Source organism: Pseudomonas sp. CG7 (assembly GCF_023701885.1).
Lineage (GTDB): Bacteria > Pseudomonadota > Gammaproteobacteria > Pseudomonadales > Pseudomonadaceae > Aquipseudomonas > Aquipseudomonas zanjanensis.
The window spans coordinates 48,428-74,147 of sequence record NZ_JABAEE010000030.1 but is presented as its reverse complement, the minus strand read 5'-3'; the positions used below and the strand labels follow the sequence as shown (position 1 = coordinate 74,147).

21 protein-coding genes are annotated in these 25,720 nt (G+C 61.8%); 13 read left to right on the top strand and 8 right to left on the bottom strand.

Annotated features, from left to right (window positions below; translation table 11 throughout):
* Positions 1–420 precede the first annotated feature (420 nt).
* Positions 421–2,514, top strand: coding sequence for an LTA synthase family protein (locus tag HGO40_RS14425; protein ID WP_250963535.1), 2,094 nt, complete (start codon positions 421–423; stop codon positions 2,512–2,514).
* Between the two features lie 63 nt (positions 2,515–2,577).
* Here HGO40_RS14425 and HGO40_RS14420 read toward each other — a convergent pair whose 3' ends face one another.
* Complete coding sequence (locus HGO40_RS14420) at positions 2,578–2,730, bottom strand: DUF3309 family protein (RefSeq protein WP_003183939.1); 153 nt, start codon at positions 2,728–2,730, stop codon at positions 2,578–2,580.
* A gap of 335 nt (positions 2,731–3,065) precedes the next feature.
* On the opposite strand from HGO40_RS14420, the gene HGO40_RS14415 reads away from it, so the two are divergent.
* The 3 genes from HGO40_RS14415 to csrA all read left to right on the top strand — a co-directional run bounded on the left by HGO40_RS14415 (position 3,066) and on the right by csrA (position 4,622).
* Complete coding sequence (locus tag HGO40_RS14415; RefSeq protein WP_250963534.1) at positions 3,066–3,881, top strand: SDR family oxidoreductase; 816 nt, start codon at positions 3,066–3,068, stop codon at positions 3,879–3,881.
* Positions 3,882–3,938: 57 nt separating this feature from the next.
* A complete protein-coding gene (locus HGO40_RS14410) occupies positions 3,939–4,271 on the top strand; it encodes a YnfA family protein (protein WP_250963533.1) in 333 nt (110 codons plus the stop codon).
* A 150-nt stretch (positions 4,272–4,421) separates the two neighbouring features.
* Positions 4,422–4,622, top strand: a complete 201-nt coding sequence (csrA, locus tag HGO40_RS14405; RefSeq protein WP_053120338.1) for a carbon storage regulator CsrA — start codon at positions 4,422–4,424, stop codon at positions 4,620–4,622.
* Here the strand turns inward: csrA and HGO40_RS14400 are convergent.
* From HGO40_RS14400 to mnmC, 5 genes are all read right to left on the bottom strand, one after another.
* Positions 4,611–4,838: a YheU family protein gene (locus tag HGO40_RS14400; RefSeq protein ID WP_250963532.1), complete on the bottom strand. Its 228-nt coding sequence runs from the start codon at positions 4,836–4,838 to the stop codon at positions 4,611–4,613. The genes csrA and HGO40_RS14400 overlap by 12 nt on opposite strands.
* 193 nt (positions 4,839–5,031) lie before the next feature.
* A complete protein-coding gene (locus tag HGO40_RS14395; RefSeq protein WP_284739109.1) occupies positions 5,032–6,222 on the bottom strand; it encodes an osmoprotectant NAGGN system M42 family peptidase in 1,191 nt (396 codons plus the stop codon).
* A gap of 183 nt (positions 6,223–6,405) precedes the next feature.
* The gene (gene ngg, locus HGO40_RS14390; protein ID WP_250963531.1) at positions 6,406–8,151 is read right to left on the bottom strand and encodes an N-acetylglutaminylglutamine synthetase; all 1,746 of its coding nucleotides are present in this window, start codon (positions 8,149–8,151) and stop codon (positions 6,406–6,408) included.
* Positions 8,152–8,154: 3 nt separating this feature from the next.
* Complete coding sequence (locus tag HGO40_RS14385; protein ID WP_250963530.1) at positions 8,155–9,927, bottom strand: N-acetylglutaminylglutamine amidotransferase; 1,773 nt, start codon at positions 9,925–9,927, stop codon at positions 8,155–8,157.
* A gap of 277 nt (positions 9,928–10,204) precedes the next feature.
* Positions 10,205–12,187, bottom strand: a complete 1,983-nt coding sequence (mnmC, locus tag HGO40_RS14380; RefSeq protein ID WP_250963529.1) for a bifunctional tRNA (5-methylaminomethyl-2-thiouridine)(34)-methyltransferase MnmC2/FAD-dependent 5-carboxymethylaminomethyl-2-thiouridine(34) oxidoreductase MnmC1 — start codon at positions 12,185–12,187, stop codon at positions 10,205–10,207.
* A 150-nt stretch (positions 12,188–12,337) separates the two neighbouring features.
* On the opposite strand from mnmC, the gene pap reads away from it, so the two are divergent.
* Complete coding sequence (gene pap, locus HGO40_RS14375) at positions 12,338–13,852, top strand: polyphosphate:AMP phosphotransferase (protein WP_250963528.1); 1,515 nt, start codon at positions 12,338–12,340, stop codon at positions 13,850–13,852.
* Between the two features lie 103 nt (positions 13,853–13,955).
* The gene (locus HGO40_RS14370; protein ID WP_250963527.1) at positions 13,956–15,140 is read left to right on the top strand and encodes a thiolase family protein; all 1,185 of its coding nucleotides are present in this window, start codon (positions 13,956–13,958) and stop codon (positions 15,138–15,140) included.
* A 158-nt stretch (positions 15,141–15,298) separates the two neighbouring features.
* Here the strand turns inward: HGO40_RS14370 and HGO40_RS14365 are convergent, their stop codons facing one another.
* Positions 15,299–15,496 (bottom strand): DUF6316 family protein, encoded by a 198-nt coding sequence (locus HGO40_RS14365; RefSeq protein WP_186704705.1) that lies wholly within the window; start codon positions 15,494–15,496, stop codon positions 15,299–15,301.
* A gap of 193 nt (positions 15,497–15,689) precedes the next feature.
* Here HGO40_RS14365 and HGO40_RS14360 point away from each other — a divergent pair, with 193 nt between their 5' ends.
* The gene (locus HGO40_RS14360) at positions 15,690–16,640 is read left to right on the top strand and encodes a DMT family transporter (RefSeq protein ID WP_250963526.1); all 951 of its coding nucleotides are present in this window, start codon (positions 15,690–15,692) and stop codon (positions 16,638–16,640) included.
* Between the two features lie 245 nt (positions 16,641–16,885).
* On the opposite strand, the gene HGO40_RS14355 is transcribed toward HGO40_RS14360, so the two are convergent.
* On the bottom strand, positions 16,886–18,280 hold the full coding sequence (locus HGO40_RS14355; RefSeq protein ID WP_250963525.1) for a class II fumarate hydratase: 1,395 nt from the start codon (positions 18,278–18,280) through the stop codon (positions 16,886–16,888).
* Between the two features lie 202 nt (positions 18,281–18,482).
* On the opposite strand from HGO40_RS14355, the gene HGO40_RS14350 reads away from it, so the two are divergent.
* The 6 genes from HGO40_RS14350 to HGO40_RS14325 all read left to right on the top strand — a co-directional run bounded on the left by HGO40_RS14350 (position 18,483) and on the right by HGO40_RS14325 (position 25,652).
* Positions 18,483–19,004: a DUF2059 domain-containing protein gene (locus HGO40_RS14350; protein WP_092167494.1), complete on the top strand. Its 522-nt coding sequence runs from the start codon at positions 18,483–18,485 to the stop codon at positions 19,002–19,004.
* Positions 19,005–19,016: 12 nt separating this feature from the next.
* The gene (locus HGO40_RS14345) at positions 19,017–19,316 is read left to right on the top strand and encodes a BolA family protein (protein WP_250963524.1); all 300 of its coding nucleotides are present in this window, start codon (positions 19,017–19,019) and stop codon (positions 19,314–19,316) included.
* A gap of 285 nt (positions 19,317–19,601) precedes the next feature.
* Complete coding sequence (gene trhO / locus HGO40_RS14340; RefSeq protein WP_250963523.1) at positions 19,602–20,543, top strand: oxygen-dependent tRNA uridine(34) hydroxylase TrhO; 942 nt, start codon at positions 19,602–19,604, stop codon at positions 20,541–20,543.
* Positions 20,544–20,546: 3 nt separating this feature from the next.
* Entirely contained in the window at positions 20,547–21,182 is a 636-nt protein-coding gene (locus HGO40_RS14335) for a DsbA family protein (RefSeq protein WP_250963522.1), read from the top strand.
* A complete protein-coding gene (locus HGO40_RS14330) occupies positions 21,175–23,001 on the top strand; it encodes an ABC transporter ATP-binding protein (RefSeq protein WP_250963521.1) in 1,827 nt (608 codons plus the stop codon). Before HGO40_RS14335 ends, HGO40_RS14330 begins: the two co-directional genes overlap by 8 nt.
* 191 nt (positions 23,002–23,192) lie before the next feature.
* Positions 23,193–25,652: an EAL domain-containing protein gene (locus tag HGO40_RS14325; RefSeq protein ID WP_250963520.1), complete on the top strand. Its 2,460-nt coding sequence runs from the start codon at positions 23,193–23,195 to the stop codon at positions 25,650–25,652.
* The last annotated feature ends 68 nt before the right edge of the window (positions 25,653–25,720 follow it).

The following is a 25,720-nucleotide window of genomic DNA, read 5'->3' as shown; positions in this document are numbered from 1 at the left end:
GATACCGTGCCGGCCACTCTCCCTCGCGGGTGCGGACACACCAGTGATAGCTACGGCCTCTTTCCCCGCGCGCACCCAATCTTAAGCCGAGCACTTGTTTGCTGCGCGACAGCGCAGCGTCGGCGACGCGGCGGGGCCTCCCTCGCCACAATCAAGTCCTCCACCACAATGGCGTTCGGCACAACCGTGCGGTAGGCCGGGCTTTTTGTGTTTCCGAATATTCTTTGCACGAAATTTTCACCAAATCTTGCGGACAATCCCCCGCGCTCATATCGCCGCCGGTTATTTAATGGCAATGCCATAGCCGTTCGTGCAACATTTGCGCACTCGCGCAAGCCCCGGGGCCAGGCTTTGGCCAACAGAGGGCGCGCCGTTGTTTCTTTTTTTGTCACTCCAACTCCAATAGGGTCCTTAAACGACATGGCAATCCCGGACGCCCTGAGTCAGCAGCGCACCACGCATCGCCTGCTGCAACCGACCGTCAAATCGCACCTGGCCTACACGTTGCTTTGCGCCCTGGTGATGATGGTCATGCTGAGCCTGCTGCGCGTGGCGCTGCTGGTCTACAACCGCGAGATGATCCTCGACACCCCGGCCTCGACCTTCGTTGAAGCGTTTTTCAATGGCCTGCGCTTTGACTTGCGCCTGGTGGTCTACCTCAGCATCCCGTTGCTGCTGGCATTGTTCAGCGCAAGGGCCATGGCCGCCCGTGGCTTCTTTCGTTTCTGGCTGACCATTACCTCCAGTGTTGCGCTGTTCCTCGGCTTGATGGAGATGGACTTCTACCGTGAATTCCACCAGCGCCTTAACGGCCTGGTCTTCCAGTATGTGAAGGAAGACCCGAAAACCGTGATGAGCATGCTCTGGTACGGTTTTCCGGTAGTGCGTTACCTGCTGGCCTGGGTGGGCGGCACCCTTATCCTGAGCCTGGCCTTCAAGGGCGCCGACCATGCCACCCGCCCGCGTGGGCCGTTCAGCGGCGGCAGCATCGGAACGCGTCAGCTCGCCCCGTGGTACGGACGTGTCGCGGTGTTCATGGTTTGCCTGGTGGTGGCCGTGGCCGCTGCGCGCGGTACCCTGCGCCAAGGTCCGCCACTGCGTTGGGGCGACGTCTACACCACTGATTCGAACTTCGCCAACCAGTTGGGCCTCAATGGCACTTTGTCACTGGTGGCGGCGGCCAAGAGCCGGCTGTCCGAACATCGTGACAACATCTGGAAGGCCACACTTGAGCAACCGCTGGCACAGCAGACCGTGCGCGACATGCTGGTGATGCCTGACGACAAGCTCGTGGACACCGAGACAGCCGCCGTGCGCCGCGACTACACGCCGCCAGCGGACAAGACCCTGCCGATCAAGAACGTGGTCGTGATTCTCATGGAGAGCATGGCCGGTCACTCGGTGGGCGCCCTGGGCGCGCCGGGCAACATCACGCCTTACCTGGACAAACTGTCCAAGGAAGGCCTGTTGTTCGACCGTTTTTTCTCCAATGGCACCCACACCCACCAAGGCATGTTCGCCACCATGGCGTGCTTCCCGAACCTGCCGGGTTTCGAATACCTGATGCAGACGCCGGAGGGCAGCCACAAGCTGTCTGGTCTGCCGCAACTGCTCAGCGCCCGCAACTACGACGACGTGTATGTCTACAACGGCGATTTTGCCTGGGACAACCAGTCGGGTTTCTTCAGCAGCCAGGGCATGACCACGTTCATCGGGCGTAACGACTACGTGAACCCGGTGTTCTCCGACCCGACCTGGGGCGTGTCCGACCAGGACATGTTCGACCGGGGCCTGATCGAACTCAAGGCGCGGGAAAACGGCAAGCCGTTCTATGCGTTGCTGCAGACCCTGTCCAACCATACGCCTTATGCGCTGCCGACGCCGTTGCCGGTGGAGCCGGTCACTGACCGTGGCCGCCTGAACGAACATCTGACCGCCATGCGTTACTCCGATTGGGCGCTGGGCCAGTTCTTCGAGAAGGCCCGCAAGGAACCTTACTTCAAGGAAACCCTGTTCGTCGTGGTCGGTGACCATGGCTTCGGCAACGAGCGCCAGATCACCGAGATGGACCTGGGCCGCTTCAATGTGCCGATGCTGCTGATCGGGCCGGGCGTCCAGGAAAAATTCGGCCAGCGCAACCACACCATTGGCACCCAGGTCGATATCGTCCCGACCATCATGGGCCGGCTCGGCGGAGAAGTGCGCAACCAGTGCTGGGGCCGCGACCTGTTGAATCTGCCGCCAGGCGACACCGGTTTTGGCGTGATCAAACCGTCGGGTAGCGATCAGACCACCGCACTTATCCACGACGACAAGATCCTGGTGTTGCCAGAGGAAAAGGCAATGGCACCGAAACTGTTCCGTTATCAACTGGGCGCCAATCCACATGCAGAGGTCATCCCGGATGCACCGGAGACGGCTGAGATGAAGCTCAAGCTCGAATCGTTCCTGCAAACCGCGACCAAGAGCCTGCTGGATAACACCGCCGGCGTGATTGACGGTAAGCCGGACTGAGAAACGGCGAGCATAAAAAAAGAGGCCTGCAGAGGCCTCTTTTTTTTGCGCTTACTTAGTGGTTTATATCTTGCCCAGTAATAGCAGGACCAACAGCACCACCAACACTACACCGATGATACCGGACGGACCGTAGCCCCAACTTCTGGAGTGCGGGAAGACCGGAAGACCACCGATCAGCAGGAGGATCAGAATAATGATAAGTATTGTGCCCATCGTAGATTTCCTTATTGGTTGGTTCTGGAGTGATGCAACTTCCAACTACCAGCGCGCATGTGTTAAATCCGGGCGGCTTAATAAGTCCGACCGTAACGTCCTGTAAAAAATTCAAAGTTTTTGTAGGCGCCGGTAGGCGCTGTGTAGGAGCTGTCGAGTGAAACGAGGCTGCGATCTTTCCCCAGACACTTGAATCCCAAGCGAAAGATCAAAAGATCGCAGGCTTCGCCAGCTCCTACAGTTTGCCCCCGCCATTCAGCAATCTGATGGAGCGTGGGTCCGGCAGGCGCCTTCGCTACACTCGGCCTATCTCTCCCGGAACAAGGCTGTTTGCTATGCAAAATCGCATGATGATCACAGGGGCCGGCTCCGGCCTGGGTCGCGAAATCGCGCTGCGCTGGGCTCGTGAAGGCTGGCGCCTGGCCTTGTCGGATGTCAGCGAGCCGGGCCTGGTGGAAACTCTGAAATTGGTGCGCGCTGCCGGTGGTGAAGGCTTCATCCAGCGTTGCGATGTGCGCGACTACAGCCAATTGACGGCGTTCGCCCAGGCTTGCGAAGAAAAGCTCGGCGGTATCGATATCATCGTCAACAACGCCGGCGTTGCCTCGGGTGGGTTTTTCAGTGAACTGTCCCTGGAAGATTGGGACTGGCAGATCGCGATCAACCTGATGGGCGTCGTCAAGGGCTGCAAGGCGTTCCTGCCATTGCTGGAAAAGAGCCGCGGCAAGATCATCAACATCGCCTCCATGGCGGCCTTGATGCAGGGGCCAGCCATGAGCAACTACAACGTGGCCAAGGCAGGCGTCGTGGCGTTATCGGAGAGCCTGCTGATAGAGTTGGCGCAGCAGGAAGTCGGTGTCCACGTGGTGTGCCCGTCGTTTTTCCAGACCAATCTGCTGGACTCCTTCCGGGGGCCGACCCCAGCCATGAAGGCCCAGGTCGGCAAGTTACTGGAAAGCTCACCGATCAGCGCCGCTGACATTGCCGACTACGTCTACCAGCAAGTGGCCCAAGGGCAGTTCATGATCCTGCCCCATGAACAGGGGCGCATGGCCTGGGCGCTCAAGCAGAAGAACCCACAGTTGCTCTACGACGAAATGACGGCCATGGCCGACAAGATGCGCGCCAAGGCCCGCCAGAACCTGAATTGACCTGGCTGCGCGATGTCCTCAGGATGGCGCCATTCGGCCCTCTTGATGGACATCTGCATGCTCAACTACCTGTGGTTCTTTCTCGCCGCGCTGTTTGAAATCGCCGGTTGCTACGCCTTCTGGATGTGGCTGCGCCAGGGCAAGAGCGCTTGGTGGATTGCCCCGGCGCTGCTCAGCCTGACCTTGTTCGCGCTGTTGCTGACCCGCATCGAAGCGATCTACGCCGGGCGCGCCTACGCCGCCTATGGCGGTATCTATATCATTGCCTCGATCGGCTGGCTGGCCGTGGTGGAGCGGGTCCGGCCACTGGGTTCCGACTGGATTGGCGTGGCGCTCTGCGTGTTGGGGGCGAGTGTGATTCTATTCGGCCCACGGCTCTCAGCTTCCTGAATAACCTACGGTTCGCCAGGTTTATGCAGGACGTTTCCTTCAGTCGCAAGAACTTTGCTTGTAGGGCCTTACTGAATTCTCGCCGGTGTCTTGAGAACGGAAAGCAGGCCGGGCATGGTCAGGGTCCAGACATTCTTAAGGACAAGAACCATGCTCGTATTAAGCCGTGCTGTGGGCGAGTTGATTTCCATCGGTGACGATATTTCCGTCCGGGTGCTGTCGGTCAGTGGCACCACCGTGCGTTTTGGCGTCGAAGCGCCACGGCACGTCGATGTCCATCGCTCCGAAATCTATGAAAAAATCCAGAGGAAAAAGGCTAACGCCGCCCGCAAGGCCTGTTCAGTCGAATAGGTGCTTGGGCACGTCGTGCTTGAGCATCAGTTGGCACTGTTCGCTTTCCGGGTCGAAGACAATCAAGGCCTGGCCTTTGGTCAGGGCTTGCCGGACCCGTAGCACCCGCGTCTCCAGGGGCGTGTCGTCACCGTTGTCGGTGCCGTCGCGGGACACGAAATCTTCGATCAGGCGAGTGAGCGTGTAGACTTCGAGTTGGTCGTGGGGGATGAGCATGGGGGACCTCAGCTAGACAATAGGGCGATGCTACGGCCAATGGGCTTTTGCGGCTAGCCTGGGTTGTGTGGTGGCTGTTCTGGTCTCATCGCGAGCAAGCTCGCTCCCACAGGGTTTCTGAGGCGTACTGCAGACCCCATGTGGGAGCGAGCTTGCTCGCGATGGCAATAGACCAGGCAATGAAAGCGCTGGATCAATTATCCGACCGCTGCCCCACCAGGCTGTCCACCGACGGCACCCGGGTATCGCTTTCCATCTGGGCATCGTGCTCGATCTGGTGACTGAAGCGATCCAGGGAGCCTTGGGCCGGTTGCGCGTCGCTGGCGAACACCGGTGGGCTGAGGATGTAGGCGCCGAGCAGGCGGCTAAGGGCGGCCAGGCTGTCGATGTGGGTGCGTTCGTAGCCATGGGTGGCGTCGCAGCCGAAGGCGAGCAGGGCGGTACGGATATCGTGGCCAGCGGTGATGGCCGAATGAGCGTCGCTGAAGTAATAGCGGAACAGGTCGCGGCGTGCCGAGATGTCGTTCTCCTTGGCCAGTTTCAGCAAATGCCGCGACAGATGATAGTCGTAAGGGCCGCCGGAGTCCTGCATCGCCACACTGACCGAATGTTCGCTCGAGTGCTGGCCAGGGGCGACGGGCGCGATGTCGATGCCGACGAACTCGCTGACGTCCCAGGGCAATGCGGCCGCTGCGCCGCTGCCGGTTTCCTCGGTAATGGTGAACAGGGGGTGACAGTCGATCAGCAGTTCCTCGCCACTGTCGACAATCGCCTTGAGCGCCGCCAGCAGTGCCGCGACCCCGGCCTTGTCGTCCAAGTGCCGGGCGCTGATGTGACCGCTTTCGGTGAATTCCGGCAAGGGGTCGAAGGCCACGTAGTCGCCGATGCCCACTCCCAGGGTTTCGCAATCGGCGCGGGTGGCGCAATAGGCGTCCAGGCGCAATTCGATGTGGTCCCAACTGATGGGCATTTCATCCACGGCGGTGTTGAACGCGTGACCGGATGCCATCAATGGCAGCACGCTGCCACGAATCACGCCGGTGTCGGTGAACAAGCTGACCCGGCTGCCTTCGGCAAACCGGCTGGACCAGCACCCCACCGGAGCCAGGGTCAGGCGACCGTTGTCCTTGATGGCCCGCACCGAGGCACCGATGGTATCCAGGTGCGCCGACACGGCCCGGTCGGGGCTGCTCTTGCGGCCTTTGAGCGTGGCGCGGATCGTGCCACGACGGGTCATTTCGAAGGCGATACCCAGCTCTTCGAGCCGCTCGGCGACGTAGCGCACGATGGTGTCGGTGAAGCCGGTCGGGCTGGGAATGGCGAGCATTTCCAGCAGGACCTTTTGCAGGTATTCGAGATCCGGTTCGGGAATTTTGCTGATCATGGAAACTCCTGATGGGTTGAGCGCTTCGATGGTTTCGATGAGTGTGTTCGGCTGTGGATGATGGGTGCCTGAACTGGCCTCATCGCGAGCAAGCTCGCTCCCACATGGGATCTGCAGTGCGCCTCAGAACCCTGTGGGAGCGAGCTTGCTCGCGATGGGGACTGTTCAGACACCACACCTCTGCTAAGCCACCGTCTGGCTATGAGGAAACAACAGATCCACAAAACGCTCGGCGGTGGGTTGGGGGTCGTGGTTGGCTAAACCTGCGCGTTCGTTGGCTTCGATGAACACATACTCGGGTTGATCGGCCGCCGGCACCAGCAGGTCGAGGCCGACCATGGGGATGTCCAGCGCCCGTGCGGCACGGACCGCCGCATCGGCAAGGGTCGGATGCAGGATACCGGTGACATCTTCCAGGACGCCGCCGGTATGAAGGTTCGCTGTACGGCGTACGAACAGGTGCTCTCCGGCCGGCAGGACGCTGTCGTAGTCGTACCCCGCCGCATTGAGGGTGCGCAGGGTCTCGGCGTCCATCGGTATCTTGCTTTCACCACCCGTCGCGGCCTGCCGTCGGCGGCTCTGGGCTTCGATCAGGGCACCGATGGTGTGCCGGCCGTCGCCGATCACCTCCGCCGGGCGCCGGATCGCCGCCGCCACCACTTCAAAGCCGATCACCAGGATGCGCAGGTCCAGTCCTTCGTGGAAGCTCTCCAGCAGCACCCGGCTATCGAACTGCCGAGCCGCTTCAATGGCGCTCTGCACCTCCTCGATGGTACGCAGGTCCACCGCCACGCCTTGGCCCTGTTCACCGTCCAGCGGCTTGACCACCACCCGTTCGTGCTCATCGAGAAACGCCAGGTTGTCATCGGCGTTCCCCACCAGCTGTTGCGCCGGCAGGTTCAGGCCGGCGTTTTTCAGCACCTTGTGGGTCAGGCTTTTGTTCTGGCACAGCGTCATGCTGATGGCGCTGGTCAGGTCGCTCAGGGACTCGCGGCAGCGCACCCGGCGGCTGCCGTGCACCAGGGTGAACAAGCCGGCCTCGGCATCGACCACCTGCACTTCGATGCCGCGCCGGTGAGCTTCTTCGACGATGATCCGCGCATATGGATTGAACTCCGCCTCGGGGCCGGGCCCAAGGAACAACGGCTGGTTGATGCCGTTCTTGCGCTTGATGGCGAAGGTCGAGAGGTTGCGAAAGCCGAGTTTGGCGTAGAGATTTTTTGCCTGGCGATTGTCGTGCAGCACCGACAGGTCGAGGTAGCTCAAGCCACGGCTCATGAAATGTTCGATGAGGTGACGCACCAGCACTTCGCCGACACCGGGTCGCGGGCATTGCGGATCGACGGCCAGGCACCAGAGGCTGCTGCCGTTTTCCGGATCGTTGAAGGCCTTCTGATGATTCAGGCCCATGACGCTGCCGATCACCGCACCGGTATCGTCGTCTTCAGCCAGCCAGTACACCGGTCCGCCTTCGTGACGCGGGGTCAGTCGCAGCGGGTCGATGGGCAGCATGCCCCGGGCCTGGTAGAGCTGGTTGATGGCCTGCCAGTCGGTCTCGCTCTGGGCGCGGCGAATGCGGAAGCCGCGAAACACCCGGGTGGACTGGCGATAGTCGCTGAACCACAGGCGCAAGGTGTCGGATGGATCGAGGAACAGTTGCGCCGGTTCCAGCCCCAGCACCTGCTGGGGCGCGGCCACGTACAAGGCAATGTCGCGTTCGCCGGGTTGTTCGTTGAGCAGTTCCCGGGCCAGGCACGCCGCGTCCGGGAAGGTGTGGCCGATCAGCAGTCGGCCCCAGCCGCAATGCACCGCGATCGGGTCGGCGCCCAATTCGCTGCCGTCTTCGGCCAGGCGTGCCTGCAGGCGTTCATAGGAGGGCGCCTGGCCGCGCAAGAGGCGTTGGTTGTGAACAGTTGCGTGAGGTTTCATCGATCAGATTCCTTGCTCGCTGAGCCACAGGTTCAGCGCCGCCAGCTGCCATAGTCGCGAACCGCGCAACGGCGTGAGTTGCCCGTTGGGGTCGGTGAGCAGGCGGTCGAGCATGGCTGGGTTGAACAGGCCGCGGTCCTGGCTCGGATCCAGCAGCAGTTCGCGAACCCAGGCCAGGGTGTCGCCTTCCAGGTGCTTGAGGCCCGGCACCGGGAAATAGCCTTTCTTGCGGTCGATCACTTCGCTGGGAATCCCCCGTCGGGCGGCGTCCTTGAGCACCTGCTTGCCGCCATCGGGCCACTTGAATTTCGCCGGGACCCGGGCCGAGAGTTCCACCAGGCGATAGTCGAGGAACGGTGTGCGCGCTTCCAGGCCCCAGGCCATGGTCATGTTGTCGACGCGCTTGACCGGGTCGTCCACCAGCATCACCGTGCTGTCCAGGCGCAGGGCCTTGTCCACCGCGGCATCGGCGCCGGGTTGGGCGAAATGCTCCTTGACGAAGTCCCCGGCCGCGTCGTTGGCCGTCAACCAGTTGGGCTGCACAGTGGCGGCATATTCTTCGTAACTGCGGTCGAAGAATGCCGCGCGATAGGCGGCGTACGGATCGCTGGCGCCATCGACCTGCGGGTACCAGTGATAACCGGCGAACAGCTCATCCGCGCCTTGGCCGCTTTGCACCACTTTGCAATGCTTGGCCACTTCCCGCGACAGCAGGTAGAAGGCGATGCAGTCGTGGCTGACCATCGGCTCGCTCATGGCGCGGAACGCGGCGGGCAGTTGCTCGATGATCTCTTTTTCGTCAATGCGCAGTTGGTGGTGGCGAGTGCCGTAGTGCTTGGCGATCAGGTCCGAATATTGGAATTCGTCACCGCGCTCGCCGCCGGCATCCTGGAAGCCGATGGAGAATGTCGACAAGTCCTCGACGCCGACTTCCCGCAACAGGCCCACCAACATACTTGAATCGACGCCGCCGGACAGCAGCACGCCGACATCCACGGCGGCGCGCTGGCGAATGGCAACCGCTTCCCGGGTGCTGTCGAGCACGCGATCGATCCAGTCTTCCAGGTTCAGGTGCTGTTCATCGGCGTGAGGGCCGTAGGGCAGGGTCCACCAGGTTTTCTGCTCGGTGGTGCCGTCGGCTTCGATGCGCATCCAGGTGGCGGGCGGCAGTTTTTCAACACCGGCCAGCAAGGTGCGGGGCGCCGGGACCACCGCGTGGAAATTAAGGTAATGGTTGAGGGCCACCGGGTCGAGCATCGGATTGATGTCGCCGCCCTTGAGCAGCGCCGGCAATGCCGTGGCGAAGCGCAGGCGCTGGCCGGTGCGCGACAGGTACAGCGGCTTGACGCCGAGGCGGTCGCGGGCGATGAATAGCCGCTTGGCATCACGCTCCCAAATGGCGAAGGCGAACATGCCGTTGAGCTTGGGCAGCAGCGCTTCGCCCCAGGCGTGGTAACCCTTGAGCAGCACTTCGGTGTCGCCACCGGAGTAGAAGGTGTAGCCCAGGCCTTCCAGCTCGGTGCGAAGCTCCGGATAGTTGTAGATCGCGCCGTTGAAGGCCAGTGACAGGCCCAATTGATTGTCGATCATCGGCTGGGCCGAGCCGTCCGACAGGTCCATGATTTTCAGGCGTCGGTGGCCGAGGGCAATCGGTCCCTGGCTATGAAAACCCCAGGCATCAGGGCCGCGAGGGGCCAGGTGATGGGTGATTCGCTCTACGGCCGCAAGGTCCGCAGGTTGTTGATCGAAACGTAACTCTCCAGCTAATCCGCACATAAGTCCTTACCGGTGTTTCCGTTGGGGAGGGGTCAAGCAGCACGCGCCGAAAGGGCGGGTACTCTGAAACTGACCTGAGGGAATGCTGTGAGTTTTAGATCGATGCGTTATAAGCCGGTGGGGGGGGGTTGCCGCATGCCTCACGAAATAAGAGGAACCTGTGGGAGCGAGCTTGCTCGCGATGGCAGTGGGTCAGTCAGCTCAGATGCCAACTGATCCACTGCCATCGCGAGCAAGCTCGCTCCCACAGGGGATGGGGGGGCACTTTAAATGGGTGTCAGGTCTTGCCCCGAATCAAGGCCCGCAACGCGAACCGGTTCGGATGGCAGGCCTCGGCTACGCTGCGGGGCAGTGGTAGGGGGTCGTTGTCCAGCCAGGCGGCGATCAGTTCGCCCGACAGGGGCGCGGTGATCAGGCCGCGGGACCCGTGGCCGCTGTTGATGTACAGGCCATCGAGCCATGGACAGGGGGCGTCCGGCACTTGGCGCGCATCCTTGCCCAGGGCAGCGTAAGCCTCGGTGAAGACCTGGCGCTCGGCCAGCGGTCCGACAATCGGCAGGTAATCCGGGCTGGTGCAACGAAACGCCGCGCGGCCTTCGAGGTGGTGCGGGTCCAGGGTGCCAGCATCCAGGCGCTCCACCAGGTCGTGGGAGATCTCTTCGAGCATCTGCAGGTTGCCGGCATGCTCGGCAGCGGTGGGGGTCAGGTCGTCGCGGTTGAAATCGAAACTGGCGCCCAGGGTATGTTCGCCCAGCCGCGGCGGCGCCACATATCCTTCGGCGCAGACCACCGTCGCCAGGCTCTGGCTGCGGCTGGTTTGCGGCAACCGCGTGATTTGCCCGCGAATGCGCTTGAGCGGCAAACCAGCGGCAGGTTCGAAGCGTTTGATCTCGGCAGCACTGGCGAGAATCACCACTGGCGCACTGGCCAGGCAGCGTTCGCCGTCCCATGCCTGCCATTGGCCGTCGACTCGGCGCAGGTGCAGCACGTCATGATGGGGTCGCACATCAATTGCCGGCCCCGAGGCTTGCCAGCGACACAGCGCCGGCGGATGCACCCAACCGCCTTCGGGATAAAACAAGCCGCCACAGGCCAGGCCGATACCGGCGCGAACCTGGGCCTCGGACTGATCCAGTGAATGCAGCAAGTCCGCTGGGAACGCCTCGGCCAGTTGCGCCTGGCGCTCGGTTTCCTTGCTGTTGAAGGCCAGTTGCAAGACGCCGCAGGCATCCCAGTCAACGCCGCGTTGCAGTTGCTCCAGCACACGGCGGGTGTAGCCGAAGCCGCTGAGGATCATCTGCGACAACGCGGTGCCATGGGCCGACAATTTGAGGTACAGCACGCCCTGGGGATTGCCGGAAGCTTCCTCGGCCAACCCGGCATGACGCTCCAGCAGCGTCACCTGCCCACCACGGGCGGCGAGACTCGCCGCGCTGGCGCACCCGGCCAGGCCACCGCCGATGCCCAAGGCCCGCCGCTCGCCGGTGGGCGGCAAGGGACGGGCGTACCAGGGTTTTGCCAGGGACGGCGCGGGTGCCTGCTCGGGCCAGCCAAGAAACACGCCGCGCAGGATTTCCCATTTATGGCCAATGCCCGGTGTGCGCTTCATCTTGAAGCCCGCCGCGTTCAGCAACCGCCGAACCCAACCGGTGCTGGTAAAGGTACTGAGGGTAGCGCCGGGTGCGGCCAGCCGGGCCAGTTCGGCGAACAGCTCGGCGGTCCACATCTCGGGGTTCCTGGCCGGCGCAAAGCCGTCGAGGAACCAGGCGTCGATCTGCCCGTCCAACTGCGGCAACTGCTCCAGGGCATCGCCGATCAACAAGGTCAGCGTCACCCGGCCATTGGCCAGGACCAGGCGCTGGAAACCCTGGTGGATCGCCACGTACTGCTCAAGCAATTGTTCCGCTTGAAGGCTCAGTTGCGGCCACAGGGCAAGGGCCCGGCGCAAGTCTTCGGGGCTCAAGGGATACTTCTCGACGCTGACGAAGTGCAGCCGAGCGCCTGCTGGCGCGCACTGTTCGAACAATTGCCAGGCACAGAGAAAATTCAAGCCGGTGCCAAACCCGGTTTCGCCAATCACCAGCCGCCCGCCAGCGGCCAGCGCAGCGAAGCGCTCGGCCAGGTTGTTCTGCTCGAGGAACACATAACGGGTTTCATCCAGGCCCGACTGATCGGAAAAATACACATCGTCGAACACCCGCGAACGCGGGCGCCCCTGATCATCCCAGTCGAGTTGGGCGTGTTGCTGGATGGGCGTCATGGCAGGCTCGGTCAAAACTGAGCGGCCATTCTAGCCGATCGGTATCGGCTTGCTTGACCCATCGCAACACAGCGCGCATCTGAATGGAATCTGCTGCACAGGGCCGCATCCAATCCGCTAGTCTTGAGCCATCCCCGGAAGGAGCTGCCCATGTTTGAATCCGCTGAAATCGGCCATGTGATCGATAAAGACACCTTTGAGGCCGAGGTGCCCGCCCTGCGTGAAGCGCTGTTGGAAGCGCAGTTCGAGTTGCAGCAGCAGGGCCGGTTTCCGGTCATCGTGTTGATCAACGGCATCGAAGGCGCGGGCAAGGGCGAGACGGTGAAGTTGCTCACTGAGTGGATGGACCCACGGCTGATCGAAGTGCGCACCTTCGACCAGCAGACCGACGAGGAACTGGCGCGGCCTCCCGCGTGGCGCTATTGGCGGATGCTGCCGGCCAAGGGGCGCATGGGGATTTTCTTCGGCAACTGGTACAGCCAGATGCTCCAGGGCCGGGTCCATGGCGAATTCACGGACCCACGACTCGACCAGGCGATCGCCGGTGCCGAGCGCCTGGAAAAAATGCTCTGCGATGAAGGCGCGCTGATCTTCAAGTTCTGGTTCCACCTCTCCAAGAAGCAGATGAAGGCCCGGCTCAAGGGGCTCAAGGATGACCCGCTGCACAGTTGGCGCATCAGCCCGCTGGATTGGCAGCAGTCCCAGACCTACGACAAGTTCGTCAAATACGGTGAGCGGGTGCTGCGCCGCACCAGCCGCGATTACGCGCCGTGGCATGTGATCGAAGGCATGGACAGCTGTTATCGCAGCCTCACCGTCGGGCGGATCCTGCTCGACGGTTTGCGCCAGGCCTTGGACCGGTCGAAGATCAAACCGCAAAAGGTCAGTGTGGCGCCGCTGCCCGAGCTGGACGGGCAGGTCACGCTGCTCGACAGCCTGGACATGACCCGGCGCCTGGACAAGGCTGACTACGAAGAACAACTGATCACCGAGCAGGCGCGGTTCGCCGGCCTGCTGCGGGACAAGCGCATGCGCCAACATGCCCTGGTGGCGGTGTTCGAAGGCAATGACGCGGCGGGCAAGGGCGGGGCGATCCGGCGGGACGCGGCGGCCCTGGACCCACGCCAATACAGCATCGTGCCGATTGCCGCGCCCACGGAAGAGGAGCGCGCCCACCCCTACATGTGGCGGTTCTGGCGGCATATCCCCGCGCGCGGCAAGTTCACCATGTTCGACCGCTCCTGGTACGGCCGGGTGCTGGTGGAGCGGGTCGAAGGTTTTTGCAGCCAGGCCGACTGGCTGCGGGCCTACGGGGAAATAAACGACTTCGAGGAGCAGATCGCCGACGCTGGTGTGGTGGTGGTCAAGTTCTGGCTGGCCATCGACAAGGAAACCCAGCTGGCGCGTTTCCAGGAGCGCGAGGAAATCCCGTTCAAGCGTTTCAAGATCACCGAGGATGACTGGCGCAACCGCGACAAGTGGGACGCCTACCGCGCCGCAGTGTGCGACATGGTCGACCGCACCAGCACCGAGATTTCCCCCTGGACCTTGGTGGAGGCCAACGACAAGCGCTGGGCGCGGGTCAAGGTACTGCGCACCCTCAACCAGGCATTGGAGGCGGCTTTCGAGCGCAGCGCAAAACAGGCTCGCAAGAAGAAGCGCTAGGGCGATGGGTACGCATACGCGAGGTGAATGATTGTCGCGGTCGGTTATCCAGTGGATCTATGCTCGATTCACTCTCAACCGACCAGAACAATGAGGTACAGCCATGCGTGAAGTGGTGATCGTCGACAGCGTACGGACCGGCCTGGCCAAGTCCTTTCGTGGCAAGTTCAACATGACCCGCCCAGACGACATGGCGGCCCATTGCGTCGATGCCTTGTTGGCGCGCAACGACATCAACCCGGCCAGTGTCGAGGATTGCATCGTCGGGGCCGGCTCCAATGAGGGCGCCCAGGGCTACAACATCGGGCGCAACGTGGCGGTGCTCTCGCGATTGGGCATCGGCACAGCCGGGATGACCCTCAACCGCTTCTGTTCCTCGGGCTTGCAAGCCATTGCCATCGCCGCCAACCAGATCGCTTCCGGTTGCAGCGACATCATTGTGGCGGGTGGTGTGGAATCCATCAGCCTGACGATGAAAAGCGTCAATACCGACAACCTGGTCAACCCACTGCTCAAGGAGCAAGTGCCCGGGATTTATTTCCCCATGGGCCAGACAGCGGAGATCGTCGCTCGCCGTTACCAGGTCAGCCGCGAAGAGCAGGACCGCTACGCCTTGCAGAGCCAGCAACGCACCGCCAAGGCCCAGGCGGCGGGATTGTTCGATGATGAAATCATCCCGATGGCGGTCAAGTACTGGGTCGAGGACAAGCAGACCGGTGCGGTGCAGATTCTTGAGGGCGTGGTCGATCATGACGATTGCAACCGCCCGGACACCACCTATGAAAGCCTCGCAGGCCTGAAGCCGGTGTTCGCCGAAGACGGCTCGGTGACGGCGGGTAACTCGTCGCAGTTGTCCGACGGCGCCTCGATGACCTTGGTCATGAGCCTGGAAAAGGCCCTGGCGCTGGGGCTCAAGCCCAAGGCGTTTTTTCGCGGTTTCACCGTGGCCGGTTGCGAGCCGGACGAAATGGGCATCGGCCCGGTATTTTCAGTGCCCAAGCTGCTCAAGGCCAAGGGCTTGCAGATCGCCGATATCGACCTCTGGGAACTCAACGAGGCGTTTGCTTCCCAGTGCCTGTACAGCCGCAACCGGCTGGAAATCGATCCAGAGAAATACAACGTCAACGGCGGCTCGATCTCCATCGGCCATCCGTTCGGCATGACCGGTTCCCGGCAAGTCGGGCATCTGGTGCGTGAGTTGCAACGGCGCAACCTGCGCTACGGCATCGTGACCATGTGCGTGGGCGGCGGGATGGGGGCTACGGGGTTGTTCGAGGCGGTGAGATAACCGCAAAAAGTATGCTTGCACAGAGCTTTTGTGGCGAGGGAGCTTGCTCCCGCTCGACTGCGAAGCAGGCGCCAAACTGTCGATGCGGTTTATTGATAGGCAGGGGGGCCGCTTCGCGCCCCAGCGGGAGCAAGCTCCCTCGCCACAGGAGTATGGTGCTAGCTGGCGACCTGAGTCAGTTGCAGCATCCGCTGTACATACGCTTCCACCTCCCGCAACGCCTCCTCGCGATTGGCGAATGGCCCTTCCTGGGTGCCTTCCCGGGTGTTGAAGTAAAATTCGCCGTTTATTCGGCAAATCCGGTCACTGGGAAAGACCATCGCAGGGGCGAGGTCCTGGGCGCGTTTGCCAAGCATGAGGGGCTCCAAAAGGGGCGGCGGGATCAGGTTGAGTGAAGTTTAGAGGCTGGCGTGGACCGCTGCTTGGTCAGCCGATAGGCGGCCATGTGCCATGTCGGTATCCGGTTCAATTAATCCGAAACTGTTCCTGTGTCGCTGGGCGAATAGATGCCTAGAATGGGCGTTCTTTGTCTTGGGCTTCGAGGGTTGCATGCACATATCGTCCGGTCGCTGGGTCTACGGTTTGTTTCTCGCCCTGTTGACGGCCCTGCTCTGGGGAATCCTGCCGATCAAGCTCAAGCAAGTGCTGCAAGTGATGGACCCGGTTACCGTGACCTGGTTTCGCTTGCTGGTGTCCGGCGGTTTGCTGTTCATTTATTTGGCGGCGACCCGGCGCCTGCCCAGTCGCAAGGTCCTCGGCCCTCGCGGCGGCTGGCTGGTGGCGATGGCGGTGCTCGGGCTGGTGGGCAACTACGTGTTGTACCTGATGGGCCTGAACCGCTTGAGCCCCGGCACCGCGCAATTGGTGGTGCAGATGGGGCCGATCATGTTGCTGGTCGCCAGCCTGTTTGTGTTCAAGGAGCGGTTCAGCGTGGGGCAGGGCATTGGCTTGCTGGTGCTGCTGATCGGTTTCACGCTGTTTTTCAACCAGCGCCTGGGCGAGTTGCTGACTTCCCTGAGCGAATACACCGCCGGGGTGTTGATGGTGTTGTTGGCATCGACGGTCTGGACGTTCTACGCCCTGGGCCAGAAGCAATTGTTGACGGTGTGGAATTCGCTGCAGGTGATGATGGTGATCTACCTGTTTTGCGCGCTGCTGCTCACGCCCTGGGTGCATCCGTTGGAGGCGCTGCAGTTGAGCCCGCTGCAAGGCTGGTTGTTGCTCGCGTGCTGCCTCAAAACCTTGATTGCCTATGGCGCGTTTGCCGAAGCCCTGGCCCATTGGGAAGCGGCGCGGGTCAGCGCAACCCTGGCGATCACGCCGCTGGTGACCTTCTCCGCGGTGGCGATGGCGGCCTGGTGGTGGCCTGATTATGTCCATGCCGAGCAGTTCAACCTGCTGGGCTATGGCGGGGCGGTGCTGGTGGTGCTGGGTTCGGCGCTGGTCGCCCTGGGCCCCTCGTTGATCGCCGGGCTCAAGGCCCGACGTGTGGGGCGTTAGCCCCTTTGTGGGAGCGAGCTTGCTCGCGATTGGCGGCCTGACAGGCAACAGTGATGTCGAGCCTGCCGGCCTCATCGCGAGCAAGCTCGCTCCCACAGCGGATCTCCAGCGGTTGGACTGTCGCGGTTAAAACTGTCCCCCCTGTGGTAGCGAGCTTGCTCGCGATTGGCGGCCCGACAGGCAACTGTGATGTCGAACCTGCCGGCCCCATCGCGAGCAGGCTCGCTCCCACAGGAGGGCTGGCGTTAGCCCTGGCTACCGGCCTCCAACATATTCTCCGGCCTCACCCAGGCATCGAATTCTTCATCGGTCAGGTACCCCAGTTGCAGCGCCGCCTCGCGCAAGGTCAGCCCTTCGCCGTAGGCTTTCTTGGCGATTTCCGCTGACTTGTCGTAGCCGATATGCGGGTTCAGTGCCGTCACCAGCATCAACCCACGTTCCAGGTGCGCGGCCATCTGCTCGGCGTCGGGTTCGAGACCGGCGATGCAGTGCTGCTGGAAGTTGCTGCAGCCATCGGCCAACAGGCGAATCGATTGCAACAGGGTGTGGATGATCACCGGTTTGAACACGTTCAACTGCAAATGCCCCTGGCTGGCGGCAAAACCGATGGTCACGTCGTTGCCCATGACCTGGCAGGCCAGCATCGACAAGGCTTCGCACTGGGTCGGGTTGACCTTGCCGGGCATGATGGAACTGCCCGGTTCGTTGGCTGGCAATTTCACCTCGGCGAAGCCGGCCCGTGGCCCGGAGCCCAGCAGGCGCAGGTCGTTGGCGATTTTCATCAGGGTCACGGCGAGGGTCTTCAGGGCGCCGGACAAGGAAGTCAGGGGTTCATGGCCGGCCAGCGCGGCGAACTTGTTCGGTGCCGTGACGAACGGCAGGCCCGAGAGCGCCGCCAGTTCAGCGGCAATCGCTTCGCCGAAACCATGGGGTGAATTGAGCCCGGTGCCCACGGCCGTGCCGCCCTGGGCCAGTTCGCAGACCGCCGGTAGCGCGGCGCGGATCGCCCGTTCGGCGTAATCGAGCTGGGCAATGAACGCCGACAATTCCTGGCCGAAGGTGATCGGCGTGGCATCCATCATGTGGGTGCGGCCGGTCTTGACCAGCTTCATGTGCCGCGCCGCCAGTTCCGCGAGGCCGCCGGAGAGTTCGCTGATGGCCGGCAGCAATTGCTGATGGACAGCCTGGGCGGCGGCGATGTGCATGGCGGTGGGGAAGCAGTCGTTGGAACTCTGCGAGCGGTTGACGTGGTCGTTGGGGTGCACCGGGCTCTTGCCGCCGCGGGGGTTGCCGGCCAGTTCGTTGGCGCGCCCGGCGATCACCTCGTTGACGTTCATGTTGCTCTGGGTCCCGCTGCCGGTCTGCCAGACCACCAACGGGAACTGGTCGTCGTGCTGGCCGTCCAGCACTTCGTCGGCGGCCTGCTCGATCAGGCGGGCGATGTCGGCGGGGAGGTCGCCATTGCGATCATTGACCCGCGCGGCGGCCTTCTTGATCAGGGCCAGGGCATGCAGCACCGACAGCGGCATGCGTTCGTTGCCAATGGCGAAGTTGATCATGGAACGCTGCGTCTGGGCGCCCCAGTAGGCGTCGTCCGGGACTTCAACCTGGCCAAGGCTGTCGGTTTCGATACGGCTCATCGGGTCAAACTCCTTAAAGGCTGAATGCGCAGTTTAGGCCCAGATGGGCGGCACCGGTTCCCTCAATCATCGCTCAATCCAGGAGCGGTGTGTTCGCTCCGTCAATCGGACCCGACAAGCATCGGGGTTGAGGCCTGGCGTTTTTTAGGCGCAGAATGGTCGCCCTTGGGGTTTTACCTCGCCTGTAAACAAAGGAAACTCGATGACCCGTCTTCGTGCCATCTGTACCGCAGTTGCTCTGGTGTGTGCCAGCGGCCCTGTTTTCGCCGATACCGCCAGCCACAATGCCAGCGCCGAAGCGTTCCTGACCCTGGCGCACGCTGACAAACTGGGCACTCCGGTGTACATGCAAGTGCAGCAGATGTTTGCCCAGCGCTTTGAGCAGACCAAGGCCCCTGAGTCGAAAAAAGCCACCCTGGAAACCTATCAGGCCAAGGCCAATGCCGCGCTGGACCAAGCCATCGGCTGGAACAAGCTCAAGCCTGACATGGTCAAGCTCTACACCAGCAACTTCAACGAATCGGAGCTCAAGGACCTGGTGGCTTTCTACCAATCGCCATTGGGCAAGAAAGTCCTGGAAAAAATGCCACAGCTGACCCAGCAATCGGCCCAGCTGACCCAGGCCAAGCTTGAAAGCGCGGTGCCGGTGGTCAACAAGCTGCTGGCCGACATGACGGCCGAGCTCGAGCCAAAAGCCGCCGCCCCAGCCAAGAAAAAGCCGTAAGCGGAGCCCGGTATGAGCATGCAACAACGCATCGAATCGACACTCGGGCTCTTGCAGCCCGAGCACTTGCAAGTGCTGGATGAAAGCCACATGCACAGCCGTGGCCTGCAGACGCACTTCAAGGCCGTGGTGGTCAGCCAGCAGTTCGAAGGGCTCAATCGCGTCAAGCGTCACCAGAAGGTCTACGGCACGCTGGGCGAGCTGATGGGTGAGTTCCATGCGTTGGCGCTGCACACCTACACGCCCGAAGAATGGGCGCAGGTTGACGCGGCCCCGGCTTCGCCGACGTGTGCCGGTGGCAGCAAGCACTGAGCGCACAACCTGTTCTTATGGCGAGGAAGCTTTTGTGGCGAGGGAGCTTGCTCCCGCTGGGCTGCGAAGCGGCCCCCAAGCCAATCACCGCGTCGTGTCAGGCTGATCCCAATCAGTTTTTTGGGGCTGCTGCGCAACCCAGCGGGAGCAAGCTCCCTCGCCACACAGGCTCTCGCTCCTAAAACCACATTGTTTTTGTTAGAATCGCAACGCGCCGCTCACCCGGCGCGTTTTTTTTCGCATCCGGTTCACCCTTTACGAGGGTAGCCACCTGGAGAAACACCCATGACACAACCCATTGTCGTGGCGGCACTGTATAAGTTCGTCACCCTTGAAGATTACGTCGAGCTGCGTGAGCCCCTGCTCAAGGCTATGCTCGACAACGGCATCAAAGGCACGCTGCTGATCGCCGAGGAAGGCATCAACGGCACGGTCTCCGGCACCCGTGAAGGCATCGACGGGTTGATGGCCTGGCTCAAGAACGATCCGCGCATGGACGACATCGACCATAAAGAGTCGTACTGCGACGAGCAGCCGTTCTACCGCACCAAGGTCAAGCTCAAGAAAGAAATCGTTACCCTCGGCGTCGAAGGCGTGGACCCGAACAAGCAGGTCGGCACGTACGTCGAGCCACAAGACTGGAACGCGTTGATCAGCGATCCGGAAGTGCTGTTGATCGACACCCGCAACGATTACGAAGTGTCCATCGGCACCTTCGAAGGCGCCATCGACCCCAAGACCACCAGCTTTCGCGAGTTCCCCGAGTACATCAAGGCCAACTTCGACCCGGCCAGGCACAAGAAAGTCGCGATGTTCTGCACCGGCGGCATTCGTTGCGAAAAGGCTTCCAGCTACATGCTTGGCCAAGGCTTCGACGAGGTCTATCACCTCAAGGGCGGCATCCTGAAATACCTCGAAGAGGTGCCTCAGGAGGAAACCAAGTGGCGCGGCGACTGCTTCGTGTTCGACAACCGCGTGACCGTTCGCCATGACCTCAGCGAAGGGGACTACGATCAATGTCACGCTTGTCGTACGCCGGTGAGCGTCGAAGACCGCGCTTCGGAGCATTACGTGCCTGGCATCAGTTGCCCGCATTGCTGGGATAAGCTGAGCGAGAAAACCCGTCGCAGCGCCATCGACCGACAGAAGCAGATCGAGTTGGCCAAGGCGCGGAACATGCCGCACCCGATCGGCTACAACTATAAGCAAACATCTTCCGAGGCTTGAACCATGGCGTCACGCCTGCTCTACGTGATGGACCCGATGTGCTCCTGGTGCTGGGGCTTTGCACCGGTAGCCGAGGCATTGGTCGAGCAGGCGCAGGCCGCGGGCGTGGAATTGCACCTGGTGGTGGGCGGTTTGCGCACCGGCAGTGGTTCGGCACTGGAGCCGACCACCCGGCGCTACATTCTTGAGCATTGGCAGGCGGTGACCCAGGCCCCCGGCCAGCCCTTCAAGCTTGAAGGGGCGCTGCCGGAGGGTTTCGTCTACGACACCGAACCAGCCTGCCGGGCATTGGTGACGGCCCGCAGCCTCGCCCCGGACTTGGCCTGGAAGCTGGTGAAGCTGATCCAGCAGGCCTTTTATGTGCAAGGCCGCGACGTCACTCACGCCAGCGTCCTGGTGGAGCTGGCCGAACAGGCCGGGTTGCCACGCATCGAATTCGCTGCGGCTTTTGACCGCGCCGACCAACACGCGGCCACTGCGGCGGATTTCACCTGGGTACAGGACCTGGGCATCGCCGGGTTCCCCACGCTGTTGGCCGAGCGCGACGGCCAACTGGCCTTGCTGACCAACGGTTATCAGCCCCTGGGCCAGTTGTCACCGTTGCTGGGCCGATGGCTGGAGCGCGCGACCTGTGCCTGAGCGGCCGCCAGACCCATCGGCCTCGCGGCGCATCGACCGGTTGAGCTGGGCGGAAATCCGTCGCCTGGCCCTCACCCATAAAAAAGCCCTGTGGATCGCCAACGGCGTAGCTGTGCTGGCGACGCTGTGCAGCGTGCCGATCCCGTTGCTGCTGCCGCTGTTGGTGGATGAAGTCCTGCTGGGTCACGGCGATGCGGCCTTGAACGTCATGAACCAAGCATTGCCAACGGCGTGGCAGAGCGCTGCTGGCTATATCGGGCTGATGCTGCTGGCGACCCTGGCCCTGCGCTGCGGCGCCTTGCTGTTCAACGTGCTGCAGGCGCGCTTGTTCGCCAGGCTGGCGAAGGACCTTGTCTACCGCATTCGTATCCGCCTGATCGAACGTCTCAAGCGAATCTCCCTGGGCGAGTACGAAAGCCTGGGCAGCGGCACGGTGGCGGCCCACTTGGTCACCGACCTGGACACCCTCGACAAATTTATCGGCGAAACCCTTAGCCGTTTCCTGGTGGCGATGCTGACCTTGGTGGGCACCGCCGGGATCCTGGTGTGGATGCACTGGAAACTGGCGCTGCTGATCCTGCTGTTCAACCCGCTGGTAATCTACGCCACGGTACAGTTGGGCAAGCGGGTCAAGCACCTCAAGAAACTGGAGAACGACAGCACCTCGCGCTTCACCCAGGCCTTGACCGAAACCCTGGATGCCATCCAGGAAGTGCGCGCAGGCAATCGCCAAGGCCATTTCCTTGGGCGCTTGGGAATGCGCGCCAAGGAAGTCCGCGATTACGCCGTGATCTCGCAGTGGAAAACCGACGCCTCGAACCGCGCCAGTGGTTTGCTGTTCCAGTTCGGCATCGATATTTTTCGCGCGGCGGCCATGCTCACCGTGGTGTTTTCCGACCTGTCCATCGGCCAGATGCTGGCGGTGTTCAGCTACCTCTGGTTCATGATCGGTCCGGTCGAGCAGTTGTTGAATTTGCAGTACGCCTTTTACGCCGCCGGTGGCGCCTTGAACCGTATCAATGAACTGCTGGCCCGGGCCGACGAGCCGCAGTACACCGGCGGCGTCGATCCGTTCAAGAGCCGTGACACCGTGGGCATCGAGATCCAGGGGTTGAGTTTCGGTTACGGCGAGGAGTTGGTGCTCGACCAATTGAACCTGTCCATCTCTGCGGGGGAAAACGTCGCCATCGTCGGGGCCAGTGGCGGCGGCAAGAGCACCTTGGTGCAGTTGCTGCTCGGGCTGTCCACGCCGCAGTCGGGTAGCATTCGTTTCGGCGGCGCCACGCAGCAGGAGGTTGGCCTGGAAACCATTCGCGAGAACGTCGCTGTGGTGCTTCAGCATCCGGCGTTGTTCAACGACACGGTGCGGGCTAACTTGACCATGGGCCGTGAACGCAGCGACGAGGCCTGCTGGCAGGCGCTGGAAATCGCCCAACTCGACGCTACGGTACGGGCGCTGCCCCTGGGCCTGGAAAGCATCGTTGGGCGTTCCGGGGTGCGGTTGTCCGGCGGGCAGCGCCAACGGCTGGCCATTGCCCGCATGGTATTGGCCAATCCTCGGGTGGTGATCCTCGACGAAGCCACCTCGGCCCTGGACGCGGCCACCGAGTACAACCTGCACCAGGCCCTGGCGCGCTTCTTGAGCGCGCGTACCACCCTGATCATCGCCCACCGACTCTCGGCGGTGAAACAGGCCGATCGAGTCCTGGTGTTCGACGGTGGGCAAATCGCCGAAGACGGCGACCATTTGCAACTGATTGCCGAAGGGGGCTTGTACGCTCGGCTCTACGGTCATTTGCAACAAATACAGCAGCCTTGAGTTTCCGGCGCTTTTCTGCGCTTAGTATCGGAAAAAAAGCAGGCAAACCCGCTGTTCTTCCCAAATTCCACGCAAAGTCTGTCGATCTGTTCATCCATTCATTCGATGGGTCGAAAACTAGCCTAGGCTATTGAGTCAGGAGTGGAATTCTGGCGGGTGTTCGTCCGCAATACCTGTGTGCAAGGGACCTCATGAAGCAAAAGCAGCCTCTCGGAACACCACGGCTGCTGGGTATCGTCTGGCCCTTTATCGCCGTTGTGCTATTTCAGGCATTGCTCGGCGGCGTCAGCCTATACGTATTGTCTGCGGTTCGCGGCTATGTGGCGGGGGAGAGTCTCTGGTCCAAGGGGCAGAAAGACGCCATCTATTACCTCAACCTCTACGCCGACAGCCGCGACGAGGCGATTTTCCGAAAATTTCAGCAAGCCATCGCCGTTCCCGAGGGCGGCCACGAATTGCGGGTGGCGCTGGACCGCGAACCGCCGGACCTGGAAGCCGCACGGGCCGGCATCCTCAAGGGCGGCAATCACCCGGACGATGTGTCCAGCCTGATCTGGCTTTATTTGAATTTCCGTCACTTCAGTTACTTGGAAGAAGCCATCGATCTCTGGACGGTGGGCGACGGCTACCTGATCGAATTGAATAACGTCGCCCGGCAGATGCACGGCAGCATCGCCGCGGGCCAGGCCTCGGAGGTGGACATCCGCGGCTGGAAGGCCCAGATCTTTGCGATCAATGATTCCGTGACCCCGGCTGCCAAGGCGTTCAGCGACGCGCTGGGCGAGGGCTCGCGTTTCATCCTGCGGCTGCTGCTGGTGACCAATTTCGCCACCGCCCTGGGGTTGATCGTCCTGGCGCTGTTGCGTACCCATAAGTTGCTGGCCCAGCGGCAGGTGTTCGCCAATGCGCTGCAGATGGAGAAAGAACGAGCGCAGATCACCCTGCAATCCATTGGCGATGGGGTGATCACCACCGACGTGGAAGGGGCCATCGCCTACATGAACCCCGCCGCCGAAGCGATGACCCATTGGAAGGCCGAACACGCCACGGGCTTGCCCTTGGCCGCGCTGTTCAATTTGCTCGATGACAATGCCCAGACCGAAGGGCTGACCTTGATCGAGCACATCCTCAGCGGTCGACTCAGTGGCGCCAGCGAACATTCGAAACTGATCCAGCGCCTGGATGGCAGCACGGTCTCGGTCACCCTGGTGGGCGCGCCGATCCGCCATGCTGGCAAGGTCAGCGGCGCCGTGCTGGTGCTGCATGACATGACCCAGGAGCGGCAATACATCGCCAACCTGTCGTGGCAGGCCACCCACGACGCCCTGACCGGCCTGGCCAACCGCCGGGAATTCGAGTATCGCCTCGAGCAGGCCTTGCACAACCTCACTCGCCAGGTCGGTCGTCATGCCTTGATGTTTCTCGACCTGGACCAGTTCAAGCTGGTCAACGACACCTGCGGTCACGCGGCGGGGGACGAATTGTTGCGGCATATCTGTGCCTTGTTGCAATCAGGGCTGCGGGAAAACGACACCCTCGCCCGGTTGGGCGGCGATGAGTTCGGGATCCTGCTGGAGAACTGTTCGCCGGAGGCTGCGGAAAAGATTGCCGAAGGGCTGCGCCAGACCGTGCAGAACCTGCATTTTGTCTGGAAGGGCCGGCCGTTCGTGACCACCGTGAGCATTGGCCTGGTGCATATCGCCCAGACCCCGACGACCCTGGAGGCATCCCTGCGGGCCGCCGACATGGCCTGTTATATGGCCAAGGAAAAGGGGCGCAACCGGGTCCAGGTCTATCATGCCGACGACTCGGAGGTGTCCCTGCGCTTTGGCGAGATGGCCTGGGTCCAGCGCCTGCACATGGCTTTGGAGGAAAACCGCTTTTGCCTGTACGCCCAGGAAATCGCCGCGCTGGGCCCGGGCGATCATGGTGGCGGGCACATAGAAATCCTGCTGCGCCTGCATGACGAAGCCGGGCGGATGATCCTGCCGGACAGCTTCATTCCCGCGGCGGAACGCTACGGGCTGATGACATCCCTGGATCGTTGGGTGGTGGAAAACGTCTTCAAGATCATCCGCCAGTGCCTGAATGAATCGCGACAGGGGCCCATGGCGATCTGTGCGATTAATCTGTCAGGCACAACTCACGGAGCTCAGGCGGTCCTCGACTTTCTGCGTAAACAGTTCGCCGCCTACTCGATTCCGCCGGAAATGATTTGTTTTGAAATTACAGAAACCAGCGCTATTTCGAATCTCGGCAGTGCGATCCGTTTTATCAATGAACTCAAGAGCTTGGGATGTTATTTCTCGCTGGATGACTTTTGCGCCGGAATGTCTTCATTCGCTTACCTGAAACATTTACCTGTAGACTTCTTGAAGATCGACGGGAGTTTCGTAAAGGATATGCTGGACGACCCGATTAACCGTGCAATGGTCGAAGTGATCACTCACATCGGTCACGTCATGGGTAAGCGCACGATTGCCGAGTTTGTAGAAACAGCCCAGATCGAGCAGGCATTGCTGGAGATTGGGGTGGACTACGCTCAGGGGTATGTGATCGAACGCCCGCAATTGTTTACCTGCGACACGTTGCAATGTCGGCCGGCCCGGCCCCAGCCGTTGTTATTCAAGGCCCCCGGCACGTTCCGCTGAAACGCTTGTTGATCCGAGAAAATCACAATCAAAAGGAGCCCGACAGTGATCGACACATTCAACCGAAC